The following is a 22,538-nucleotide window of genomic DNA, read 5'->3' as shown; positions in this document are numbered from 1 at the left end:
CTCGTTTCAACCCCCGATCCGGTGCCACCGGGGCGGGGGTTGAGCGTATGCCTGCAAAGATAGCTAAGAAAGAGACACGATGAGCGAAGCCCGCGCCCTCTACGCCCCCGAATGGCTCACCTACCCCGAGCACCCTGAGGCCCTGTCTCGTACCATTTGGACTGATTCTTTCACCCGCAATGAGCAGGGTGAACTCTGCATTGACGGCGTGACCGTCAGCGATCTGGTTGCTGAGCATGAAACCCCGCAGTACGTCTTCTCTGAAACGACTTTCCGCGCCCGCGCCCGCGCCTACCGCACCGCTTTTGAGCAGGCTTTCGCGGCACACGGTGCGCAGGTGAGCGTCTACTATGCCGGTAAGTCCTTCCTATCCACGGCGGTGGCACGCTGGGCGACTGAGGAGGGGCTGTGCCTGGATACCGCCTCCGGTGGTGAGCTGGCGCTGGCTCTGCGTGCACAGGTGCCCGGGGTAAATATCGCCCTGCACGGCAATAACAAGTCGGAAGCTGAGATTGCCCGCGCAATCCGTACCGGCCTGGGTCGCGTGGTGGCTGATTCGGTGGACGAGCTCAAGCTCATTGAGCGTGTGTACGCAGAGCTTGCCGCCGAGCGTGTGGCTGAGGGCGAGGAGCCTTACGCCCCCGTTCCGGTGCTGATTCGCATTACTCCCGGCGTGCATGCCTCGACTCATGAGTCCATTGCGACCGCGCACGAGGACCAGAAGTTCGGTATGTCCCTGCAGCCTGGCACCGCCGCGCTTGCCGGTTTGGATGAAGAGGAATTGGAGTACTGGGGTGTTGAGGCGACCGATTCTTACGCAGCGCTGGCAGCCGCGATTTTGAACGCGACCGATTCCCTGGATTTCCGCGGTATTCACTGCCATATTGGTTCGCAGATTTTTGAGGCGGAGGGCTTCGAGCAGGCGGCTACTACCGCCCTGGAGTTTATGAACCGCCTCAACCGTGACCTGGGTGTGACCCTGCCGGAGCTGGACCTGGGCGGCGGCTACGGCATCGGCTACACTGAGGCGGATCACCCTCGCTCCATTACCGAGGTGACCGAGTCGATTGCCTCTTCCGTTGCGGCAACCTGCGAGCGTTTGGGCATGGTGATTCCGCACATGTCTTTCGAGCCGGGTCGTTCTATTTCTGGTCCTTCGGGTGCGACCCTGTATGCGGTGGGCACCATTAAGAACGTGAGCATTGAGGATGAGAACGGTGAGATTCGCGTGCGCCGCTACATTTCGGTGGACGGCGGTATGAGTGATAACGCCCGACCAGTGCTGTACGAATCGGATTATTCTGTGACCTTGGCGAATCGTGCCCCAGCGGGGGAGCAGGTGCTCTCTCGCGTGGTGGGTAAGCATTGCGAGTCTGGCGATGTGGTGGTTCGTTACTGCTACCTGCCTGCTGACCTGCAGGCTGGGGATATTCTGGCGGTTCCGGCGACCGGCGCGTACTGCTATGTGCTGGGTTCGAACTATAACTTCTTTACTCGTCCGCCGGTGATTGCGACCGCGCAGGGTCAGCCTTCGCGCGTGATGATTCGCCGTCAGCATGAGGAGGATATGTTGGCGCTGGATATGGGTTCGGATATCTAGAGCCCTTAGCTCAGAACCCCATAACCCCAGAGCCTCAGAAACCGTGAAGATTCCGTTTCTGCAGTGCGCGCCGTGAGGTGGCGATTGCGGGTGGTGTCTTCACGGTTTTGTGTGTTCAAAACTTTGCAGAAAATAAGGCTACCTCATAACTGTGAGGGATACCTCATCTCAGAGAGTAAAAGTCGCACCTTGAGGCTGCTGAGCTGTCCCCGGCTCTTGATAAAGTGGTTGTTGAGTGCGTGCTCTGCGCCGCATCCACGCCGTAGCCCGAAGAGATACCGGGGTGAACCCGGAACAGACCGTAGAAAGAGACTATCGTGGCTGAAAAGATCAAAGTAGCACTGCTTGGTGCCGGTAATGTCGGTTCCCAGGCTGCTCGCATCCTGGTCGAGGATAACGCCGTCCTTGAAAAGCGCATTGGCGCGCCTGTGGAATTGATCGGTATTGCTGTGCGCGATACTAATGCATCCCGCCACTGGAACGCGGACCCCTCGCTGTACACCACTGACGCTGAATCTCTGATTGATGCAGCTGATGTAGTGATTGAGCTGACCGGTGGTATTGAGCCGGCTCGCACTCGTATTCTGCGTGCTCTGGAGGCTGGTAAGTCGGTGGTCTCCGGTAACAAGGCACTGCTGGCTAAGCACGGCGTGGAGCTGCAGGCGGCCGCTGATAAGTCCGGTGCTCAGCTTTCCTACGAGGCTGCTGTTGCGGGCGCTATCCCGATTCTGCGCCTCCTGCGCGACTCCCTGGCTGGTGACCGTGTGACCCGCGTTCTGGGCATTATGAACGGCACCACCAACTACATTCTTGACCAGATGGACACCACCGGCGCGTCCTTCGCGGATGCACTGGCTGAGGCTCAGAAGCTAGGCTACGCGGAAGCTGACCCTACTGCTGATGTTGAGGGCCACGATGCTGCGTCGAAGGCTGCGATTGTTGCTTCGCTGGCGTTCCACTCGACTTTCACTATTGATGATGTGCACACCGAGGGTATCACCTCCATCACCGCTGATGATGTTGCTGCCGCGGATGCTGACGGTTACGTCATCAAGCTGCTGGCTATTTGCGAACGTGAGGGCGCGGACGGTGCAAACATTCGCGTGAACCCGACCCTGATTCCTCGTCAGCACCCACTGGCGGGCGTGCACGGTGCGTTCAACGCTGTGTTCGTTGAGGCGGAGAACGCCGGCGAGCTGATGTTCTACGGTCCCGGCGCGGGTGGCGCTCCGACTGCTTCGGCTGTTCTGGGTGACTTCGTGTCCCTGGCTCGTCGTCTGGTGCTGGGTGGCCCCGGTGTTCCGGAGACTTCTCACGCTCAGCTGCACGCAACCAGCCTGGATAACGTGGTGTCTCGCTACTCGGTGGGTGTTCTGGTAGAGGACCGCTTGGGTGTTCTGGCGAACATTACCCGCATCCTGACTGAGCATGGTATTTCTATTGATTCTCTGCGTCAGTCCGCTCCGAAGGAGGGGGCGGCTCAGATTCGTATGGTGACTCACTCGGCCAAGGATTCCGATTTGCGTCGTGCGATTGCTGTGATTGACGCTCTGGATACTGTGTGTGAGGTGAACTCGGTCATCCGTGTGGAGTCCGAGAAGCACTAAGCGTCGAGAATTACTCAGCGTGAACTGATGTGTGGCAAGTGCTGCTCACTAAACGTGCGATGCTTGCGTGTAGAAGCATCGCTGACGAACTAACCCGCGTACCCGCTACCGCGCCGGACCTTGCAAGGTCCGGCGGGCGGGGCGCCAAGATTGAAGGAGAACCCAATGGCACACGTGTGGCAGGGCGTTATCAATGAGTACCGTGACCGTCTGCCTTTCGCAGACGATGTGAAGGCTGTGACCCTGGGTGAGGGTGGTACCCCGCTGATTCACGCGCCGGCACTGTCTGCTGAGACCGGTAACACCGTTTACCTGAAGTTTGAGGGTATGAACCCGACCGGTTCGTTCAAAGACCGAGGTATGACCAGCGCGATGACCGCCGCTAAGCGTGACGGTGCGAAGGCTGTTGTGTGTGCTTCGACCGGTAACACTTCGGCGTCGGCTGCAGCGTACGCGCTGCAGGCTGGTATGCGCTGTGCAGTGCTGGTTCCGGACGGCAAGATTTCGATGGGTAAGCTGTCTCAGGCTATTGCTCACGGTGCTGACATCATTCAGATTGACGGCAACTTCGATAACTGCTTGGAGATTGCTCGCAAGCTCAGCGAGAATTACCCGGTGTTCCTGGTGAACTCGGTCAACCCTTACCGTATTGAGGGTCAGAAGACCGGTTCGTTTGAGGTTGTTGACACCCTGGGTGACGCTCCTGATTATCACCTGCTGCCGGTTGGCAACGCGGGTAACATCACCGCGTACTGGAAGGGTTACAAGGAGTACTCGGAATCTTACACCAACCGTGACGGTAAGGTTTTGGAGCCGGTTGCGACCAAGCGTCCGATTATGTGGGGTTTCCAGGCTGCTGGTGCTGCACCGATTGTTGCTGGTCACCCAATTGAGGCACCGGAGACCATTGCGACCGCGATTCGTATCGGTAACCCCGCATCGTGGGAGAAAGCTGAAGCTGCTCGTGACGAGTCTGGCGGTGTGATTGAGGCTGTCACCGATGAGGAGATTCTGGAGGCTCACCGCTGGCTGTCTGCCCGCGAGGGTGTCTTCGTGGAGCCGGCCTCGGCTGCCGGTGTTGCGGGTCTGCTGAAGAAGCACCGCGCAGGTGAAGCTCCCGAGGGTAAGACCATTGTGATTACCGTGACTGGTCACGGTCTGAAGGACCCGCAGTGGGCTCTTGAGGCTGTTAACGGTGTGAAGGTTGAGCCGACTAAGGCTCCCTTCGACGTGGTTGCTGTGGCAGATATTCTTGATTTGAACTAGTCTGTTCATATTACGATGTGCACTCCGTCCCGTGTTTGCGGGGCGGGGTGCACCTGCATGACAGCCCCTTTTTTGTATCTTTCACTTATTCACTCATTACGTCACCGATCGCGAGGTTCTTCTCATGTCTTCCCTGCATATTTCTGATATTCCGGTGGGCGCGTCCGTTAAGGTTCGCGTTCCCGCTACGAGCGCTAACCTGGGGCCCGGCTATGACAGTATGGGTTTGGGTCTTGGCTTCTATGATGAGCTGGTTGTTGAGCGTATTGAGTCCGGCCTGGAGTTTGAGCTCAGCGGTGAGGGTAGCGCGGATGTTCCTCGCGATGAGAGCCACCTGGTTTTGCAGGCGATGAAGGCTGGTTTTACTGCGGCTGGTTTGGATGAGCTGCCTCCGGTGAAGCTGATTGCTGATAATAAGATTCCGCATTCTCGCGGTATGGGTTCTTCGGCATCGGCTATTGTGGCGGGTGTAGCTGCGGCAAGCGGCCTGCTGCCGGAAGAGCACCGTCTGAGCCGTGATCAGATGCTGCAGGTTGCCTCCGATATGGAGGGCCACCCGGATAACGTGGCTCCGGCGATTTACGGCAACCTGTCGGTGTCCTGGGGTGAGATGGGCAACTGGAAGTCCGTGATTATTCCGGTGCATCCTGATGTTCATCCTGTGGTGGCTGTGCCTGATTATGAGGTGTCGACGAAGCTTGCCCGTTCGCTGATTCCTGCGCAGATGCCCCACGTTGAGGCGGTGGCGAACTCGGCTCGTGCGGCGCTGCTGGTGCGTACCCTCTCCGATACTCCCGAGTACCTGATGGATGCGACCGTGGATTACCTGCATCAGGGGTACCGCGTAACTGCGATGGAGCCATCGGCTACGCTGGTTTCGTACCTGCGCGGTCAGGGTTTTGCGGCGGTTATTTCTGGTGCTGGCCCAACGGTTTTGACCTTTGCGCACGGTGACGAGCAGGTGCGACAGGTTCAGGAAGCGATTGCTGAGTTTGCGGCGACTCACCCTTGTAGCGCTATTGTGGATCGCCGCCTGAACTGGCGGGTTCTTCCCCTTGAAATTGATACTGAAGGTGTTATAGTTACTCAGTAGGACGTTATTAGTTCGTCCTATATTGAGGTTCGCCCGTCGTTCAATGTAGACCGTCGATACTATCCTTCGTAACGTACTTCCGTTTCCCCTGATGCCTCAGATGCTTTTTGTATCTGGGCGGGAACCGGCAAGGTTCGGGGGAATGCCTGTGGGATTCACGTCTTTCTTTATTCCTGACGCATAGGGAAGACTTTTCTGAGGGTTCGGTTTCGCGGCGGGTGCCCTTTCAAAGTGACCAATCCATCCTCTTCATCTCGTGTAGATGGTTTGTATAGATGATGGTTTGGGCTTACCCACATTTGTGATAGAGCGCCTTATCTTCCGTGTGTGCTCGCTGTGTCTGAATCAGCGGGTACGGTAAGAGACGCGAACCGCCTCCAGCGCGGTTCGAGGGAGTCGAAGGTGCAGACTGCTGTTTTCTTTCAGCAGTGTCTAAACCTTTGACCGCGCTATAGCGCCCGCCCGATCTTTATTCTGAAGATTTTCAGGGCTTATAACCAAAGGAATTGTAGTTGGCAAAGAATATTGTTGTCACCGATGAGTACGGTACGGCAGCTGCCGCACCGGAACTTGCAAACTTGAAGGTCGCGCAGCTGCGTGTCCTCGCCCAGCAGCTTGGCATCCGCGGCTATCTGAAGTTGAAGAAGGCTGAACTGGTTCAGGCTCTTGAGGAGCATCAGCGTGGTGGTGCCGTAGCCGCTCCTGTTGCGCCCAAGTCCGAAGCACCTAAGTCTGAAGCGCCCGCTAAAGCTGCTGAATCTGTACAGGCTCCCGCTGCTGAGAAAGCTGAAGAATCTAAGACTCGCCGTACTCGCCGCACTCGCGCCCAGAAGGACGCCGAGGCTAAGGCTGAGAAGACCGAAAACACTGAGGGCGCTGAAGCCCCCGCTGAGGGTGCTGAGAAGGCTGAAAAGTCTGAGAAGCGTACCCGTTCCTCCCGTTACGAGACTCCCGCTCAGAAGCGTGCGCGCGTTCGCCGTGCCGCTGAGGGTGAGGATACATCGGCTGAGAAATCCGAGAAGGCGGAGAAGCGTACCCGCCGCACCCGCACCCGTAAGGATGAGAATCCCGCTGAGGTTCCTCCGCTGGATGTGCGCGCTGAGCTGGCCGCTGAGCGTATTGGTGAGCGCTCGGAGCAGATTGACCTGTCTGGTAACTCTGCTGAGCTGAAGGCTACTACCGCTGACGGCACCGCGAGCCTGGACAGTCTGAACGCTGCCCTGGACATGACTTTTGGTACCCCCGACGGTGAGAAGAGCTCGAAGCGTACCCGCACTCGTGAGCGTCGTCGCGATCAGGATGGTGAGCGTATCGAGCGTCGCACTAAGCGTGAGCGTAGCGTAGAGCGTGTAGAGCGCAATACTGAGCGTAGTGAACGTGCCGAGCGTAAGGCTGCTGAGCGTGCAGAGCGCGCCGAGCGTCCTGAGCGCCGTTCCAAGCGTGACCGTCAGGCTGAGCGTGCTGAGAAGCAGGCTCGCCGCCGCGAGGAGAACGAGCCTCGCCTGAGCGAAGACGATGTGCTGGCACCGATTTCGGGTGTTCTGGACATTCTCGATAACTACGCTTTCGTGCGTACCACCGGCTACCTGCCCGGCACCAACGACGTGTATGTCTCCCTGGCTCAGGTGAAGAAGTACAACCTGCGTAAGGGTGACCATGTGCTCGGCGCGATTCGCGTGCCGCGCGAGGGTGAGTCGAATAACCGCCAGCGCTTTAACGCGCTGGTTCAGGTTGAGGCGATTAACGGTCAGAGCGTTGAGGAAGCAGCGAACCGCCGCGTCTTCTCGAAGCTGACTCCGCTGTACCCCAAGGAGCGTCTGCGCCTGGAGACCACCCCGAAGAAGCTGGGCACCCGCGTGGTGGACCTGGTGTCCCCGATTGGTAAGGGCCAGCGTGGTCTGATTGTGTCCCCGCCGAAGGCCGGTAAGACCCTCATGCTGCAGTCCATTGCGAACGCAATTACCGTGAACAACCCGGACGTGTACCTGATGATGGTCCTGGTAGACGAGCGTCCTGAAGAAGTGACCGATATGCAGCGCACCGTTAAGGGTGAGGTTATTGCCTCGACCTTCGACCGCCCGGCTGAGGATCACACTACTGTGGCTGAGCTGGCTATTGAGCGTGCGAAGCGTATGGTGGAGCTCGGCTACGATGTGGTAGTGCTACTGGACTCCATGACGCGCCTGGGCCGTGCATACAACCTGGCGGCTCCCGCATCCGGTCGTATCCTGTCCGGTGGTGTGGATTCTGCAGCGCTGTACCCGCCGAAGAAGTTCTTCGGTGCTGCCCGCAACATTGAAGAGGGTGGCTCGCTGACCATCCTGGCTACCGCCCTGGTTGAGACCGGCTCGAAGATGGATGAAGTGATCTTCGAAGAGTTCAAGGGTACCGGTAACATGGAGCTGCGCCTGTCCCGTCAGCTGGCGGATAAGCGTATCTTCCCGGCGGTTGATATTAACGCTTCTGGTACTCGCCGCGAGGAGAATCTGCTCTCCCCGGATGAGATTAAGATTATGTGGGGTCTGCGCCGTGCCCTGGCGGGCATGGAACCCGAGCAGGCTCTGGGTGTTCTGACCAACCAGCTGCGTAAGACTGAAAGCAACGTGGAGTTTCTTCTGACGGTTCAGAAGAACGGTCTGCGTCTGGTCGACTAAGGCTCGTACCTCACGCGCCCCGCCTCCAGGTTGTGGGTGGGGCGCGTGAGACGTTCGTTTTGTGCATCCCCGTTGTGAGGGGTGCGAGATGTCTAGTGCCTGCCCGTGCGGCGTAAAGTGCGGGAGATGGAAGAGAGAACAGAATGTTTGAATCTATTCAGGTTCTGCTGGATGAGCACGCTGACCTGCAGAATCAGCTGGCCGACCCCGCTGTGCAGGCGAACCAGGGTAAGGCACGCCGTGTGGGCCGCCGTTACGCGGAGCTAACCGGTATCGTGACTGCGTACAACAAGTACACTTCGCTGAAGGACGACCTTGAGGCTGCCCGGGAGATGGCTGATGAGGATCCGGATTTTGCGACGGAGATTCCCGGTCTGGAGGAGGAGCTGGAGGTTGCTCAGGAGAAGCTGCGCCGCCTGCTGATTCCGCGTGACCCGGATGATGGCCGTAACGTCATTCTTGAGGTGAAGGCTGGTGCCGGTGGTGACGAAGCGGCTCTGTTCGCTGGTGACCTGCTGCGCATGTACATGCGTTATGCGGAGAACAAGGGCTGGAAGACTGAGATTATTTCTTCGACTAGCACCGATGTTGGCGGCTACAAGGACGCTCAGATTGCTATTAAGGGCTCCTCGAATGAGCCTGCTGAGGGTGTGTGGGCACACCTGAAGTATGAGGGTGGCGTGCACCGTGTACAGCGTGTTCCGGCGACCGAATCTCAGGGCCGTATTCATACTTCTGCGGCTGGTGTTCTGGTGTTCCCCGAGGTGGATGAGCCCGAGGAAATCGAGATTAACCAGAACGACCTGAAGATTGATGTGTACCGTTCGTCGGGCCCCGGTGGTCAGTCGGTGAACACCACTGACTCGGCGGTGCGTATTACTCACCTTCCGACCGGTATTGTAGTGGCGATGCAGAATGAGAAGTCTCAGCTGCAGAACCGTGAAGCCGCGATGCGCGTTCTGCGTGCGCGCCTGTTGGCTCACCAGCAGGAGCAGATTGATGCTGAGAACGCGGCACATCGTGCTTCGCAGGTGCGTACTATGGACCGTTCGGAGCGTATCCGTACGTACAACTTCCCGGAGAACCGCATTGCGGATCACCGCACCGGCTACAAGGCGTACAACCTGGATGCTGTGCTGAATGGTGACCTGGAGCCTGTGGTTCAGTCCGCTATTGAGATGGATGAGGCGCACCGCCTCGCTCAGGTGGGCCAGGAACAGAAGTAGTTCTGTGCAGAAGTAGATTCTGTATATAGGCTCTTGCCGATTCGCTGAATCGATGTGAGATGTTGGTGAGGGGCTCGCCGCTACGGCGGTGGAGCCCCTTAGCCATATGCTGTGACAGGTTTTGAACCGTTGAGAGACGAGAAGGAGAGCTCATGAAGGTGAATGTGTACGACCCGCGTGGGGAAGAACTCGCTCAGGTACTCACGCGCGCCACCGCGGTACTGGCGCAGGTGCCCAGCCCCCGAGTGGATGCTGAGCTACTCGCCGCATACCTGCTCTATGACGGCTCACGCTCGCGCCTCCAGCACGCTGCGCTGATGGGGGAAAGGCTCACTCCCGACCAGGTCGCAGAGTACGAGGCGCTGGTCGCCCGCCGCGCCTGCCGCGAACCGCTGCAACACATCACCGGCTCCGCTCCCTTCTATCGCCTAGAGCTGTCGGTCGGACCGGGCGTGTTCGTACCCCGCCCCGAGACCGAACTACTCGTCGAAGAAGCCCTCAAAGTGCTAAGCGCACGCACCGATTCGGCAACCGGTGCGCTGCGCATCGTCGACCTGTGTACCGGATCCGGCGCTATCGCCGCGGCAATCAAGAGCGAACTGCCGAACGCCCAGGTGTTCGCGGTGGAACTCTCCGAAGATGCCATCCCCTACACCCGTAAAAACCTGGAGCCGCTCGGTGTGCACCTGGTACAGGGGAACGCTCTCACCGCCCTGCCCGAACTTGCCGGAACCTTCAAAGCGGTACTTTCGAACCCTCCGTACATTCCGCCGGCGAACGTACCCGCCGACCCGGAAGCCGCCCTGCACGACCCGGACATGGCGCTGTACGGTGGGGGAGAGGACGGTATGCAGATACCCTCCGCGATTGCCGCCCGCGCCTTCGAGCTTCTTACACCCGGCGGTCTGTTCATCATGGAGCACGACGACACCCAGGAAAAAGCCGTCGCCGAACTGTTGGCGCGCGTCGGCTTTGAGGGGTGCTACTCGGTGCGTGACCTGAATAATCGTCCGCGTCTTAGCGTCGGTTATAAACCGCACCCACTAGAACCTTTAGACTAGTAAATGCACCACCTAGCCCGTACAGGGCTGCATGAAGGTAACGCGTCCCCCTCGGTAACCAGCTCAGAGCCAGTGAAATATGGCGAACCCCCGGAAGATTGCTTCCACATGGCGCGTTGTGGGTGCCGGTGTCTCGCCGCACCAAGAAAAACATGAGAGAATAAGACCCGTGACTGCAAAGCTGTACCCCGTAACGACTGAAACTGAGACCCGCGAGGCCATCGAGGCTGCCCGCGAGGCGCTGAAGGCACACGACACGATTGTGATGCCCACCGATACCGTCTACGGTATTGCCGCAGATGCTTTCTCGCATCAGGGCGTTGCCAAGCTGCTGGCAGATAAGGGCCGCGACCGCACCATGCCGCCGCCTGTGCTAATCTTTGATCTTGCTGCGCTCGCTGGCGTGGTCGACGACGTTCCGGATGATATTTATGACCTGGGTGGTCGATTCTGGCCTGGTGCGCTGACTATTATTCTTCACTCGTACCCGTCGCTGAGCTGGGACTTGGGTGAGACCCGCGGTACCGTTGCCGTACGTGTTCCCGATGATGAGTTCGCCCTGAAGCTACTGACTGAACACGGTCCGCTGGCGGTTTCGAGCGCAAACAAGACCGGTCAGGAAGCCGCACTGGACGCGCAGACCGCCTTGGAGTCCCTGGGTGAGGACGTTGCCGTGGTGATTGACGGTGGCGCTCGTCCTAAGCCGCTTGAATCTGAGCCGAATGAGGACGGCGTGGTTGTGGTGACTGAGCGTGAGCCGGCACCGTCCACGATTCTGGATTGCACCTCCTTCCCCTACGTGGTGGTTCGTGAGGGTGCAATTCCGGTGGAGGAATTGCGCGAAGTTGTTCCGACCATCCTGACTCGTGCGGAGGCTGACGAGCAGGCGGCTCGTAAGGCTGAGGAAGCTGGGTCTGCGTCGTCTGAGTCGACTTCTTCTGAGCGTGCTCTGGATGAGCAGGCTGACCTGGATGAGGCGTACGAGCAGTGGGACAGCACTCACACTGTGAGCGGTGAGCCTGCTCGTCGCGCTTCGGCACCGGCTGCCGGCTCTGTTGCTGCATCCCTGATGGGCGCTACTTCGGCGCTGTCTTCTGCATTCAGCACCAGCGTGGATCAGGAGCGTTCGCGCGGATACCGTGACAACACTCCGAAGCCGGTTCGTGCGGATGAGCCGCAGACTCACCCGGTTCCTGCTGATACTGCTCGCGCGTTGGTCTTTGGTGAGTCGAAGATTGAGACTGCCACACAGGGTGAGGCTAAGCCAGCAGAAACCAAGACTGAAGCTGCTAGGACCGAGTCTGAGGCAAAGACCGAGCAGAAGGACATGCCGGAGAATCAGCTCTAAACTTCTGCACGTTGCAGAGCTCGGAGTGTAAGAATTCGGAGCATAAAACATATAGGGAACCCCCGATATATCAATCAGATATATCGGGGTTCCCTATACGTTATGAGCCCTCTAGGCTGTGTGCCTCAGCTGTGTACCTCTAGGAGAGCACACGTGCTACCTAGTTCTTGTCGAAGCGGCGGTCCTTCTTCTTGCCCAGCGCGGTGTGGGCGTTGCGCAGTACTTCACGTACGCGTGGGGTGGGCAGAAGGTTGTTGTCGCGTGCCCAGGAATCGTCGATGCCCTGGCCGAACCACATGACCTCGACCTTGCGCACGGAACCAGCGAACTTGTCGTTCATCAGCTCGGAAACGGTGTAGCCTGCCTTGACGGCTGCGAGGCAGAGCCATTCGGGCAGGCGGTGCGGGTGGCGGCGACCAGCATCCACGGATGCGGAGGCGACGGTTGCGCCTTCCCAAGGCTGCAACACGATGGTGGGCAGCTTACCGGGGAAGGTGCCGAGCATGACCACGAATTCTGCGAGGGCATGAACGCTAGAGACCGGAGACTTGCCGGTGCCTGCACCCGCAACGGATGCCAAGGGGGAGGAAGCCATCTTGGCGAAGAGCTCGGTGGTGCGTCGGCCGCGGCCCTGCACGCTAGTTGCGCGCAGGATGCACAGTTCAGGTGCGCTGTCGGGGTGCTCTTCGAGGAAGTAGTCCTGCAGATCGAGCAGTGCTTCTTCACCGAGTGCCTTGGAGAAGGAGTAGGCGCTAAATGGGTTGGTCTCTTCGGAATCATCCAGCACGAGGCGCGGGCCCTGTACCGCTGCGGAGGAGAGGTGGATGACGCGGCGTACGCCGGTGCGCTGTGCGGCGATTGCAATCACGGCGGGAAGCAGGGCGTTTGCGCCGATGAGCGGGGGCAGATCTTGCATATTGGGTGCTGCGAGGCCCGCTGCGTTGACGACGACCTGCGCGCCCGCGAAGGCTTCTGCGAGGGAGTCGATGATGCCTTCAAGCTGGTCTGCTTCGTTGATGATGCTGTCTACGTCAAGGGCTCGGGTTGCGAGTCGAGGTGCCTCAATGGGGTCAACACTGATACCTTCTGTGTTCAGACGCGCGACGATGGAGGAACCAACGAAGCCGCTGGCACCAATGACTTTCCACTTGGATTCGGACATCTCTTTTACCTCTCACGAGCCCGCGAACGTTGCGGGGAAAAATGGGGTTATTTCAATTTTCCCATATTTGAACAGTTTATGGGGAATCTGTGGGGTTTTATTCGGTCTCTGGTCGTTTTTTCGCATGGGGTGCACAGCGCAAACACAGGCTGTGAAACTGATAGCTTGATGGATACTCAAAAGTGGGTGTGCGGGTACGTCCGCTATGCGGATAAATCAACTGAATTTGGTTGTTTATTTGTTATATAGGGCATCTTTTGGGATGACGGTTCACTCTCTAGTGGAGAGCGCGGGTAAAATGTTTTCTTTGAGTGATATATCCACACGATTGAATGCCGTGGGCGCGAGAAACACCAGAAGCGCCCAGCATGGGATGGCTTATCGCGTACCGGCTGATTCAGGCGCATCGCGCCGCGGAGGGAGAACTTATGGCAGAGAAGTACAGCAACATGACCGCTTTTGCCCAGCCTTCTTCCGAACAGTCTTCTTCTCATGATTCTTTGAACGAATATCCCCGCACGGTTGCCGTGGTGGTGACCTATAACCGTGAGGACCTGCTGCCGAAGACTCTCGCTGGTATCGCTTCTGGTGAGCGCGTGCCTGCGGCGGTGGTGATTGTTGATAACGCTTCCACGGACGGTACTGCAGAGTATCTGCGGGCCCTGGACTATGAGCTACCGGTGGACTGCATCCGCTTGGAGAGCAATATGGGCGGCGCTGGTGGTTTCGCAGTGGGTATTGACCGCGCCCTGGAACACCATAACCCAGACCTGGTATGGGTTATGGACGATGACACCGAGCCGACCGAGAACACCCTGTCGGAGGCGGTTGCCGCCTGGCTGAACTATTCGCCGGTGCCTTCGCAGCGCCCCGCGGTGGTGGCATCTCGTGTGGTGTGGACGAACGCTGAGGACCACCCGATGAATACTCCGCGCACCATGTTTGCGGCGGGAGAGCAGCGTCATGCTCGTGCGCAGGCGGTGGGGGCCCGCCCGATTCGTAGCGCCTCGTTCGTGTCGATTCTGATGGATGCGCAGGCTATTCGCCGTAACGGTGGTTTGCCGATTGCTGAGTTCTTCATTTGGAATGATGACTTCGAGTTTTCGACTCGTCTGATTCATCACCGTGACGGCATTGCAGTGCCTTCCTCGGTGGCTAAGCACCACACGAAGACTTTTGGTACGACGAACGCTGACCCGGGTCCGCGTTTCTATAACGATGTGCGTAATAAGCTGTGGGTCTTTACCCGCTCGCGTACCCTAAACCCGCTGGAGAAGCTGCTCTATGGTGGCTCGTCGGCGCGTTTGTGGATTTCTACTGTTCTGCGTACTGATGATCGCCGCACCTACCTGGGGTATTTCCTCAATGGTGTGCGTGATGGTTTGCGTGCGCCTCGCCCGAATGCTCAGGTGCTTGAGAGCGTTTATCCGCTGACTTTCCCCGGCCGATACGGCGTGCCGGCTACTGTTAGCGCCATTGACTCTGAGAAGGCGCGTGGTTGCGTGAGCTCTGTCCCTGATTTTTCGGTGCTGATGAGCCTGTATGCGAAAGAGAACCCCGCTTACTTGGATCAAGCGTTAGAGTCGAATCTGCTGAACCAGACAGTGCGTCCTTCTGAGCTGGTTTTGGTGAAGGACGGCCCGCTGACCCGCGAGCTGGATGCCGTGGTGGACCGCTGGGCTCAGCGCGCTGAGAATCTGGAATGCCCGCCGATTCAGGTGGTGGAGCTGGCTCAGAATGTTGGTTTGGCGGAGGCGCTGAACGCCGGTCTGCAGGCGTGTTCCTGTGAGCTGGTGGCTCGTGCTGATTCTGATGACCTGTCTGAGCCGACTCGTTTTGCGCGTCTAATTCCTGCCCTGGTGCAGGGCGGCTACACGGTGCTGGGCTCTGCCATGCTTGAGGTGAATGAGAGCAATACTGCGGTGGAGTCGACCCGCGAGGCGATTATTGATTCTGAGCGTCTGCTCAGCGCGATGGACTCGCGCAACCCGATTTATCACCCGTCTGTGGCGTTCGTGAAGAGCGCCGTGCAGCAGCTGGGCGGTTACGAGTTTGTACCCGGCGCTGAGGACTGGTGGCTGTGGATGCGTCTGCGCGATGCCGGCTACCGTCTGGGCAATATCTCCGATGCGCTGGTGCGTTACCGTGCGGGTGCGGGCGCGTACACGAAGCGCGGGGGAGTGGACGCCTGGTTGCAGGATGTGGCGATTCAGCGTCGACTGTACACCGGCCACGGTATTTCTAAGCTTCAGTGGGCTCAGAACATGGCGGTGCGTAGTGTATACCGTTTTCTTCCTGAGCAGGTACGCCGTTCGGCGTTTCGTGCGTTGTCGTCTTTGACGGCTCGTGCTTCTTCTCGTTCTTCTGGTACCGCATCTGAAGGAGGCATGTAGTGGCTCAGTTGAAACCTCACGCTCATGTGCTGATGCGGAAGGCTGCTCAGCGCGGCACGATGGTGACGGAGGGTGACTCTGGCACGATGCTGGTGAACCGCCTGTATGAGCGTAAGCCGTGGTGGCTGATTGCGCAGGCGCTGCTTGATTCGAGCGCCTGGGTTTTGTCGGTTTTGTTCGCCTACATGCTCCGCTATAGTGTGTTGCTCAGTAACGGCTCGGTGTTCGATATTATTCACCCGGCGTCATTGACGATGACCGCTACGTTGGCTATGGTGTTGCACCTGGCTGTTGGCTTGGCGGGCGTAAAGATTTATAACGGCGTGTATTCGTACGGTTCGTTTGACGAGTCGTGGCGTGCCGGTGCGGCTGCTTTGAGTGCGGGCGCTGCGTTGACTGCTTTCTCCTTTGTGGATGAGCTGCTGGGTCTGCCGCATATTCCGCATAGTGTGCCTGCGATTGCGGGTGCGTTTTCGCTGATTATGATGGCTGGTGCCCGTATGGCGAAGCGTGTGTACACTGAGCGCGGTGCTGTGCGCGAGCTGACTGGTGAGCCCGTGATTGTGTACGGTGCCGGTTTTATTGGCGGCATGGTCATGGATTCGATGCTGCATGATGAGGAGGCGAAGCTTCGCCCGATTGCTGTCTTTGATGATGACCAGCTGAAGGCTGGTACCAAGTTCCATGGGATTTCGGTGATTACGACTTACCTCGAGTTGGAGCAGGTGATTCGTGAGTCGGGTACCCGTAAGATTCTGGTGACGATTTCGGATATGTCGGAGGATTACTTCGAGTCCTTCTGCAACCGCATGCGTAAGCTTAAGGTTGAGGTTCAGCGTATTAGTAGCGCGAATGCTCGCCTGATGGGTGAGCGTCTGATTACTGCGAGCGATAACGACCTGATGCGCGTGATTCGTGGCGAGATTAACTACGATATTGACCGCGATATTCTGCGTTCGTACTTGCACGGTAAGCGTGTGCTGGTCACGGGCGCAGGCGGCTCGATTGGTTCTGAGTTGTGCCGTCAGATTAGTGAGTTTAAACCTAAGACTCTCATGATGCTTGATCATGATGAGACTCTGCTGATGGAGACGAAGGTTTCGATTACTCACGAGTCGAGCCTGGATGATGACCGCATTATTCTGGCTGATATTCGTGAGGGTGATAACCTGCTGGAGATTTTCCGTGACCGTCGCCCCGAGGTGGTCTTCCACGCTGCGGCTTTGAAGCATGTGTCGGCGCTGGAGGCCTACCCGCAGGAGGCGTGGAAGACGAACTCCCTGGGCACTCTCAACGTGCTGCGTGCCGCGGAGGCGGTGGGCGTGAAGACCTTCGTAAACGTTTCGACCGATAAGGCTGCTGACCCGAAGACTGCGCTGGGCCAGTCCAAGCGTGTGGCGGAGCGTCTGACCGCGTACTTTGGCGAGAAGACCGGCAACACTTACGTGTCGGTTCGTTTCGGTAACGTGTTTGGTTCGCGCGGTTCGATTAAGCCGCTTTTTACGAAGCAGATCCTCTCAGGTGGTCCGATTACCCTGACGGATAAGCGCGCGACCCGTTACTTCATGCTGATTACCGATGCCTGCCTGCTGGTGATGCTTGCCGGTGCTATTGGTTGCCCGGGCGAGGTCATGGTGCTGGATATGGGTCAGCCGGTCAAGATTCTGGATGTTGCAAAGGCAATGCGCCAGGCGTATGAGCGGTATGACGTGGAGATCAAGGAGATAGGTCTTCGTAAGGGTGAGAAGCTAGATGAGGCTCTCTTCGGCGGTACCGAGAAGCTGGTACCCAGTGAGGAGAACCGGTATATTTCCCGGTCGAGTGCCCCGGCACTTAACCCTGATGAGCTCGATTATGAGCTGTGGATTCAGAACTATCGAGAGCACAGCGGCTATGAGCGTCATGGCCTGGAGCGTGCCCCGGATCCGCGTACTCTGGCGGATGCACAGACGTTCTAATCTTTACGGAATGACACCGGATGCTGTACTTGCATGGCGGGTGTGGTATCCGGTGTTTGCTCTTTGCGCGGCACTGGATTCTGTGAAGGCTAACCCCGCGTTGGTGAATAGTTTTATAGAATACGAAGTAAACATATACTGCACACACATCGTCCCTCAGCCGCGATTCTGGAGCTTGGTTCCAGCTTCGACGGCGCAATGCCTTGGAGCTGGTATGACCTCCTTTTCTGAGCTATTGAGTATTTTTGCTCTTGCTTTTGTTTTGGGTGCCCTTTTGCCGTTTGCGGTGCGCCCGATTTTGCACCGCAATAATATGGTGGATGTTCCTAATGAACGTTCTTCGCATACTGCTCCGACCTACCGCGGTATGGGTCTGGCGACTGCTGCGGCGACTCTGCTGGCGTTTGTGATGGCTACTATGTTCGGCTGGACATACCGTTCTTCTGAGTCTTTGCAACTGGCGGTGACGATTGCCGTGGCGATTTTGTGCGCTCTTGCTTTGGGCTGGCTGGAGGATATTCACGGCGTGAGTATTATGCGTCGTGCGGGCCTGCAACTGGTGATTGGTGTGCTGGTGAGCGTAAGCTTTGCGACGGTGCAGGGCACGAACGTTCTGCTGCTGATTCTGGGCGCGATTTTTATTGCCGGATACATTAACGTGGCGAACTTTATGGACGGCATTAACGGCATTTCTGGTGCTCACGGTCTGGTGGCTGGTTTGGCTTATGCGCTGACCGGCTGGATGGTGAACCTGCCGTGGCTGGCTTTGGCTGGTGTGGCTGTTGCTGGTGCTTTTGCGGCGTTCCTGCCGTGGAACGTGCGCCCTGGTAAGAACGTGTTTTTGGGCGATGCGGGTTCTTATGTTTTGGGTGCGGCGCTGGGTGCGATGGCTGTGGGTGCGTGGTTTGCAGATGTTCCGTTCCTGCTGTCTTTTGCTCCGCTGGTGACCTACCTTGCGGATGCTGGTATTACTCTGTTCCGTCGTTTTATGGCGGGGGAGCAGTGGTACAAGCCGCACCGTACTCACACTTATCAGCGTCTGACGGATGTTGGTTTCAGTCACCTTGGTTCGACTGCTGTGGTGACGGGTACGACGATTCTGGTGTGGGTGCTGCTGGCGTTCGCATCTGACCTGTATGCTGCAGGATCTGTGGTGGCAACTGTGGGTGTGGTGATGGTGGCTCTTGCCGTGTTGGCGGTGTATCTGCGTATGCCGCAGCTCTTTGGCGGCGTGGCTCCTACTTCTGCGATTGATTTGTCGAAGCATTTTGCATCGGCTCCTAAGACGAAGAAGACTGTTTCGGAGCCTGCTACTGGTTCGTTGACTTCTGCAACCGGTGTTCCGGCGACTCCTGAGAATGTGGAGCCGACCTTGTTGCATCCGGAGCCGATTATGCCCGATTCTGTGAAAGATCGTGCGGGTCAGTCCTCTTCTGCTCCCCCTTCTTCCACTCAGTCAAATCAGAACCGTGGGGAGAAACACTAATGGTTTTTGGACAGCCCAAATCTCAGGTTCCTGGTGAGCCTGTATGGAGGCGCTTGGTGGACGTTCTGTGGTATCCGCCGGCGGAACGTAGATGGCAGCAGAAACGCCGCCGAGAGCGTGCTCAAGCAGGTTTGACGGCCTCTTCTTTTGAGAGCCAGGAGCTTTCCTGGAAATTTTTGTTCTATAGGGTATCGGCTTACTCTCTGCTGGCTTGGTTGGGCGGTATGATGAGTGCATACCTGTTTGCGGGCCCTGTGGGCGCGCTAGGAATAACTTTGGGCTTTCTGATAATCTATATATGCTTCACTCTGGGCGTATTAGTTATGTTGGTTGCTCCCATTTTAGACTGGGGTGTACCCAAATCGCTGGTGGTGAGCTACCTTGTGAAGATTGCCCTACTTGGTTTGGTATTGATTTTTGTGCCGTTCCCCGAGAGTCTGAGGCACGGTTGGACTCTCGCAGGCGCATGTACCGGTGTGATTCTGTGGATTGTTATTGAAACGGTCAGCATCGCACGACTGAGAATTCTATACTTCGACACCGATCTAGAAGACCATGGTCGGTAACGCGATCGGTGTTTGAAAGGAAATACGTTTGGCCGAAGAGAAGAAATGGTGGGACGGAGATAAAAAGCTCCGCTCTACTGGAGAATTGGTATCTGACGGAGGTCTCTCCGGCGCAGTCATGTCGATTCTCTATCTGATCATCGGTGTAGCAGTGTGGGGAGGCATCGGTTACCTTGGTGACCTGGTCTTCTCCACTACCTGGCTGGTGTGGGTTGGTGTCTTGATTGGCGCCGTTGGAGGTTTGACCCTCGTCTTTACCCATATGACCAGGCAGAATAAAGACCGCTAGGTCATCGAACGCGGACCGCTAGGTCACACATTCATCCATGTAGTTAGCATGTCAGTCGTTTTATAGGCAGACATGGGCTCTTGATAGCCACTAGTAGCAAGAAAGGACTTGCTTTGATCGAGAACGGGTTGATCCTCGCGGAAGCCTATGTGCCGCCGACCCCCGAAGACATGCATCTGCCCCCCTTCTTCACCATTGGTGATTTCGCATTCGGTAAGCAGAACGTACTGATTCTGCTGTCCGTGGTGATTATCGCGGTATTCTTCCTCACCGCAGCACGTAAGCGCGCCACGGTTCCTGGCAAGACTCAGTTCATCGCTGAGTCTGGCTACATGTTTGCTCGTAACTCCCTCGGCAAGGAAACCCTGGGCGTACAGCACTACAAGCCTTTCGTGCCGATTCTCTTCGCCTCCTTCTTCTTTGTTTTGGTGAACAACCTCTTCGGTTCGATTCCGTTTGTTCAGCTGCCCTCCTTCTCCCACCCCGGTAGCGCCTACGCGCTGGCTGGCGTCGCATACCTGACCTGGGTTGGTGTTGGTATCAAGCGCAAGGGCCTGGGCGGCTTCTTCAAGGACATCACCATGCCGTCGGGTCTGCCGGTGTGGATTTACCCCATCCTGATCCCGATCGAGTTCTTCTCGAACCTGCTGATTCGTCCCGCAACTCACGCACTGCGTCTCTTTGCGACCATGTTCGGTGGTCACCTGGCGCTGATGGTTGCATCCAGCATGGTGACCTACATGGTTGAGACCCTGGGCGGCATCGGCTACCTGGCTGCTATTGCACCCGGTGCTCTGGGCATGTTCCTGTACTTCCTGGAATTCATGATTCAGTGCATCCAGGCTTATGTGTTCGCTCTGTTGCTGGCTGTGTACCTGCAGGGCTCGGTTTCCGAGGGGCACTAAACTCTCTAGTTTTTTAGATTTTCACGTTCGTCATTGGGCGTGAATAAAGCAACCCACACGTTCACTGTGCGGGCTATAACTCAAATCAAACTCTGTTCGGTTCGGGTATGTTCCCGGTCGAACACTGTTGAAAGGAAAAATAATGGTTGGTTCCATCACTGCGGTTGGCTACGGTCTGGCAGCTATTGGCGGCGGCATCGGCGTGGGTCTGATCTTCGCGGCATACATGACCAGCGTTGCTCGTCAGCCCGAGTCCCAGAAGACCCTGCAGCCCATGCTGTTCCTGGGCTTCGCACTGGTCGAGGCACTGGCAATTCTGGGCCTGGTTCTCGTCTTCATCAAGTAACCGGCTCTGCCACATCCTAAACGACCCATCCCATAGAACAGGATTCCCTCCATGATTTATCTGGCAAGCGATGGGGGAGCGGAGGCAACTTCGAACCCCTTGATTCCCGACGTCGGGGAAATTGTCATTACCCTCATCGGATTCCTGATCCTCTACTACATCGTTGCTAAGTACGTTGTCCCGGCGTTCGAGAAGATCTACCAGGACCGTAAGGAAGCAATCGAAGGTGGCCTTGCCAAGGCCGAGAAGGCACAGGCAGAGGCTGCAGCGGCTCGCGATGAGTACACCCAGCAGCTCGAAAGCGCTCGACTGGAGGCTCAGAAGATTCGTGAAGAGGCACGCGCAGAGGGCGAGGCAATTATTGCCGATGCTCGCGAGCGTGCAACCGCTGAGGCTCAGCGTATTAGCGATAATGCGGCAAAGGCTATCGAGGCAGAGCGTGCGGCAGCAGCAGTGTCCCTCCGTTCCGAGGTTGGCACTCTTGCTACGACCCTTGCCGGCAAGATTGTGGGCGAAGCCCTCAACGATGATGAGCGATCGGCCCGTGTGGTAGATCGTTTTCTTGCTGACCTTGAAACCGAGAAGCAGAACGCAGGTGCGGCTCGGTAATGGCAGGAGTATCTACTGAATCACTGAGCAAGGTGGAAGAGGTACTGGAAGCTCACGCTTCCCTGCAACCCCTGAACCTGGCGAGCGAGCTTTTCGCTGTGGTTGATGTTCTCGACCACAACGGCACCCTGCGCCGTGCTGTCACCGATTCTTCGCGTGATGCAGCAGCACGTCAGGGTATCGCTAACACCGTCTTCGGCGGCAAGATCTCTTCTCAGGCTATGGCTGTTCTCACCAATGCGGTGGCTCAGCGCTGGTCTGATGATGCTGATCTGGCGAATGCCCTGGAGTATGCAGCAGTACTCGCCGTGACCGCATCGGCTCAGTCTCGCGGTGGCGTGGACGCCCTGGACGAGGTACTCAACGAACTACTCACCTTTGTGCGTACCGTTGAATCCAACACTCAGGCGCAGGAAGCGCTGTCCGACCATCAGGCAAGCAAAGAAGCAAAGAAGAAGCTCGCCGTGGCGCTCGGTGGCCCCGCCACCACTGCCGAAGGTGTGCTTCTGCTCGAACGAGTTGGCTCCAACCCCCGCGGCCGTCACGCTGCACGGGTAGCCGATGAGTTCGCAGAAATCATCGTCACGCGACAGAACCGTTACATTGCGCGAGTAACTAGCGCGATTGCGCTGTCGCAGGTACAGCTTGAACGTCTCGGTCGTGCGCTCAACGCCGTGTACGGCCGTGAGCTGAAGCTCGACGTTTCGGTGGACCCCGCCGTTCTGGGTGGTCTGCGTGTTCAGGTGGGCGACGAGGTGATCGACGGTACCGTCGAGACCCGTATGTCCGATCTGGCTCGTGCCATCGGCTAGCGGCTCAAGCTAGCGACGCTGGACCGTTCGTCGCAACGGTGATTTAGAAGATACCTCGGGTAGCGGGTGCGTTGCATATGCCCCCTTCACAGAAGCAGTGGCATTGCCCACCCGTTCAACCCGAATTGCAAGTTTCGGTTGGTTCCGTTATCGGAAT

Annotated in this window: 18 protein-coding genes; 17 read left to right on the top strand and 1 reads right to left on the bottom strand. The window is 57.6% G+C overall.

Annotation, left to right across the window (positions count from 1 at the left end; all coding sequences use genetic code 11):
• The first annotated feature begins 79 nt into the window (after positions 1–79).
• The 8 genes from QFX07_RS05705 (at position 80) to QFX07_RS05670 (ending at position 11,855) form a co-directional block, all read left to right on the top strand.
• The gene (locus QFX07_RS05705; RefSeq protein WP_279754646.1) at positions 80–1,600 is read left to right on the top strand and encodes a diaminopimelate decarboxylase family protein; all 1,521 of its coding nucleotides are present in this window, start codon (positions 80–82) and stop codon (positions 1,598–1,600) included.
• A gap of 317 nt (positions 1,601–1,917) precedes the next feature.
• Positions 1,918–3,207 carry a homoserine dehydrogenase gene (locus QFX07_RS05700; RefSeq protein ID WP_279754645.1) on the top strand — a complete coding sequence of 430 codons (1,290 nt, stop codon included), beginning with the start codon at positions 1,918–1,920 and terminating at the stop codon, positions 3,205–3,207.
• Between the two features lie 165 nt (positions 3,208–3,372).
• Complete coding sequence (gene thrC, locus QFX07_RS05695) at positions 3,373–4,473, top strand: threonine synthase (protein ID WP_279740502.1); 1,101 nt, start codon at positions 3,373–3,375, stop codon at positions 4,471–4,473.
• Between the two features lie 124 nt (positions 4,474–4,597).
• Complete coding sequence (gene thrB / locus QFX07_RS05690) at positions 4,598–5,566, top strand: homoserine kinase (protein WP_279754642.1); 969 nt, start codon at positions 4,598–4,600, stop codon at positions 5,564–5,566.
• Positions 5,567–6,078: 512 nt separating this feature from the next.
• Positions 6,079–8,220, top strand: coding sequence for a transcription termination factor Rho (gene rho, locus QFX07_RS05685; protein WP_279754641.1), 2,142 nt, complete (start codon positions 6,079–6,081; stop codon positions 8,218–8,220).
• A gap of 143 nt (positions 8,221–8,363) precedes the next feature.
• Positions 8,364–9,446, top strand: coding sequence for a peptide chain release factor 1 (gene prfA, locus QFX07_RS05680; protein WP_279754640.1), 1,083 nt, complete (start codon positions 8,364–8,366; stop codon positions 9,444–9,446).
• A 152-nt stretch (positions 9,447–9,598) separates the two neighbouring features.
• Positions 9,599–10,507 (top strand): peptide chain release factor N(5)-glutamine methyltransferase, encoded by a 909-nt coding sequence (gene prmC, locus QFX07_RS05675; RefSeq protein ID WP_279754639.1) that lies wholly within the window; start codon positions 9,599–9,601, stop codon positions 10,505–10,507.
• A 169-nt stretch (positions 10,508–10,676) separates the two neighbouring features.
• Complete coding sequence (locus QFX07_RS05670; protein WP_279754637.1) at positions 10,677–11,855, top strand: L-threonylcarbamoyladenylate synthase; 1,179 nt, start codon at positions 10,677–10,679, stop codon at positions 11,853–11,855.
• Between the two features lie 160 nt (positions 11,856–12,015).
• Here QFX07_RS05670 and QFX07_RS05665 read toward each other — a convergent pair whose 3' ends face one another.
• On the bottom strand, positions 12,016–13,017 hold the full coding sequence (locus QFX07_RS05665; protein WP_279754636.1) for an NAD-dependent epimerase/dehydratase family protein: 1,002 nt from the start codon (positions 13,015–13,017) through the stop codon (positions 12,016–12,018).
• 428 nt (positions 13,018–13,445) lie between these two features.
• Here QFX07_RS05665 and QFX07_RS05660 point away from each other — a divergent pair, with 428 nt between their 5' ends.
• The 9 genes from QFX07_RS05660 (at position 13,446) to QFX07_RS05620 (ending at position 22,381) form a co-directional block, all read left to right on the top strand.
• The gene (locus QFX07_RS05660; RefSeq protein WP_279754635.1) at positions 13,446–15,410 is read left to right on the top strand and encodes a glycosyltransferase family 2 protein; all 1,965 of its coding nucleotides are present in this window, start codon (positions 13,446–13,448) and stop codon (positions 15,408–15,410) included.
• On the top strand, positions 15,410–17,368 hold the full coding sequence (locus tag QFX07_RS05655) for a polysaccharide biosynthesis protein (RefSeq protein WP_279754633.1): 1,959 nt from the start codon (positions 15,410–15,412) through the stop codon (positions 17,366–17,368). The genes QFX07_RS05660 and QFX07_RS05655 overlap by 1 nt, the downstream gene beginning before the upstream one ends.
• Before the next feature lie 214 nt (positions 17,369–17,582).
• The gene (locus tag QFX07_RS05650; protein ID WP_279754632.1) at positions 17,583–18,854 is read left to right on the top strand and encodes an MraY family glycosyltransferase; all 1,272 of its coding nucleotides are present in this window, start codon (positions 17,583–17,585) and stop codon (positions 18,852–18,854) included.
• 56 nt (positions 18,855–18,910) lie between these two features.
• Positions 18,911–19,420: a hypothetical protein gene (locus QFX07_RS05645; protein WP_279740519.1), complete on the top strand. Its 510-nt coding sequence runs from the start codon at positions 18,911–18,913 to the stop codon at positions 19,418–19,420.
• A 28-nt stretch (positions 19,421–19,448) separates the two neighbouring features.
• On the top strand, positions 19,449–19,709 hold the full coding sequence (locus QFX07_RS05640; RefSeq protein WP_279754629.1) for a hypothetical protein: 261 nt from the start codon (positions 19,449–19,451) through the stop codon (positions 19,707–19,709).
• 113 nt (positions 19,710–19,822) lie between these two features.
• Complete coding sequence (gene atpB, locus QFX07_RS05635; RefSeq protein ID WP_279754627.1) at positions 19,823–20,614, top strand: F0F1 ATP synthase subunit A; 792 nt, start codon at positions 19,823–19,825, stop codon at positions 20,612–20,614.
• A 142-nt stretch (positions 20,615–20,756) separates the two neighbouring features.
• The gene (gene atpE, locus QFX07_RS05630; protein WP_005506461.1) at positions 20,757–20,960 is read left to right on the top strand and encodes an ATP synthase F0 subunit C; all 204 of its coding nucleotides are present in this window, start codon (positions 20,757–20,759) and stop codon (positions 20,958–20,960) included.
• A gap of 51 nt (positions 20,961–21,011) precedes the next feature.
• Positions 21,012–21,569 (top strand): F0F1 ATP synthase subunit B, encoded by a 558-nt coding sequence (locus QFX07_RS05625; protein WP_005506460.1) that lies wholly within the window; start codon positions 21,012–21,014, stop codon positions 21,567–21,569.
• Entirely contained in the window at positions 21,569–22,381 is an 813-nt protein-coding gene (locus QFX07_RS05620) for a F0F1 ATP synthase subunit delta (protein WP_279740525.1), read from the top strand. Before QFX07_RS05625 ends, QFX07_RS05620 begins: the two co-directional genes overlap by 1 nt.
• The last annotated feature ends 157 nt before the right edge of the window (positions 22,382–22,538 follow it).

It is taken from the genome of Rothia similimucilaginosa, assembly GCF_029850985.2.
Lineage (GTDB): Bacteria > Actinomycetota > Actinomycetes > Actinomycetales > Micrococcaceae > Rothia.
Note: the sequence above shows the minus strand (reverse complement) of the source record. Positions and strands in the feature narration are given on the sequence as shown.

Excerpts from the sequence above, each read along its gene's own strand:
- prmC (WP_279754639.1), top strand. The coding sequence starts at position 9,599 with ATGAAGGTGAATGTGTACGACCCGCGTGGGGAAGAACTCGCTCAGGTA.
- atpE (WP_005506461.1), top strand. The coding sequence starts at position 20,757 with ATGGTTGGTTCCATCACTGCGGTTGGCTACGGTCTGGCAGCTATTGGC.
- QFX07_RS05705 (WP_279754646.1), top strand. The coding sequence starts at position 80 with ATGAGCGAAGCCCGCGCCCTCTACGCCCCCGAATGGCTCACCTACCCC.
- QFX07_RS05660 (WP_279754635.1), top strand. The coding sequence starts at position 13,446 with ATGGCAGAGAAGTACAGCAACATGACCGCTTTTGCCCAGCCTTCTTCC.
- prfA (WP_279754640.1), top strand. The coding sequence starts at position 8,364 with ATGTTTGAATCTATTCAGGTTCTGCTGGATGAGCACGCTGACCTGCAG.
- QFX07_RS05650 (WP_279754632.1), top strand. The coding sequence starts at position 17,583 with ATGACCTCCTTTTCTGAGCTATTGAGTATTTTTGCTCTTGCTTTTGTT.
- QFX07_RS05620 (WP_279740525.1), top strand. The coding sequence starts at position 21,569 with ATGGCAGGAGTATCTACTGAATCACTGAGCAAGGTGGAAGAGGTACTG.
- thrB (WP_279754642.1), top strand. The coding sequence starts at position 4,598 with ATGTCTTCCCTGCATATTTCTGATATTCCGGTGGGCGCGTCCGTTAAG.
- QFX07_RS05625 (WP_005506460.1), top strand. The coding sequence starts at position 21,012 with ATGATTTATCTGGCAAGCGATGGGGGAGCGGAGGCAACTTCGAACCCC.
- thrC (WP_279740502.1), top strand. The coding sequence starts at position 3,373 with ATGGCACACGTGTGGCAGGGCGTTATCAATGAGTACCGTGACCGTCTG.
- QFX07_RS05665 (WP_279754636.1), bottom strand. The coding sequence starts at position 13,017 with ATGTCCGAATCCAAGTGGAAAGTCATTGGTGCCAGCGGCTTCGTTGGT.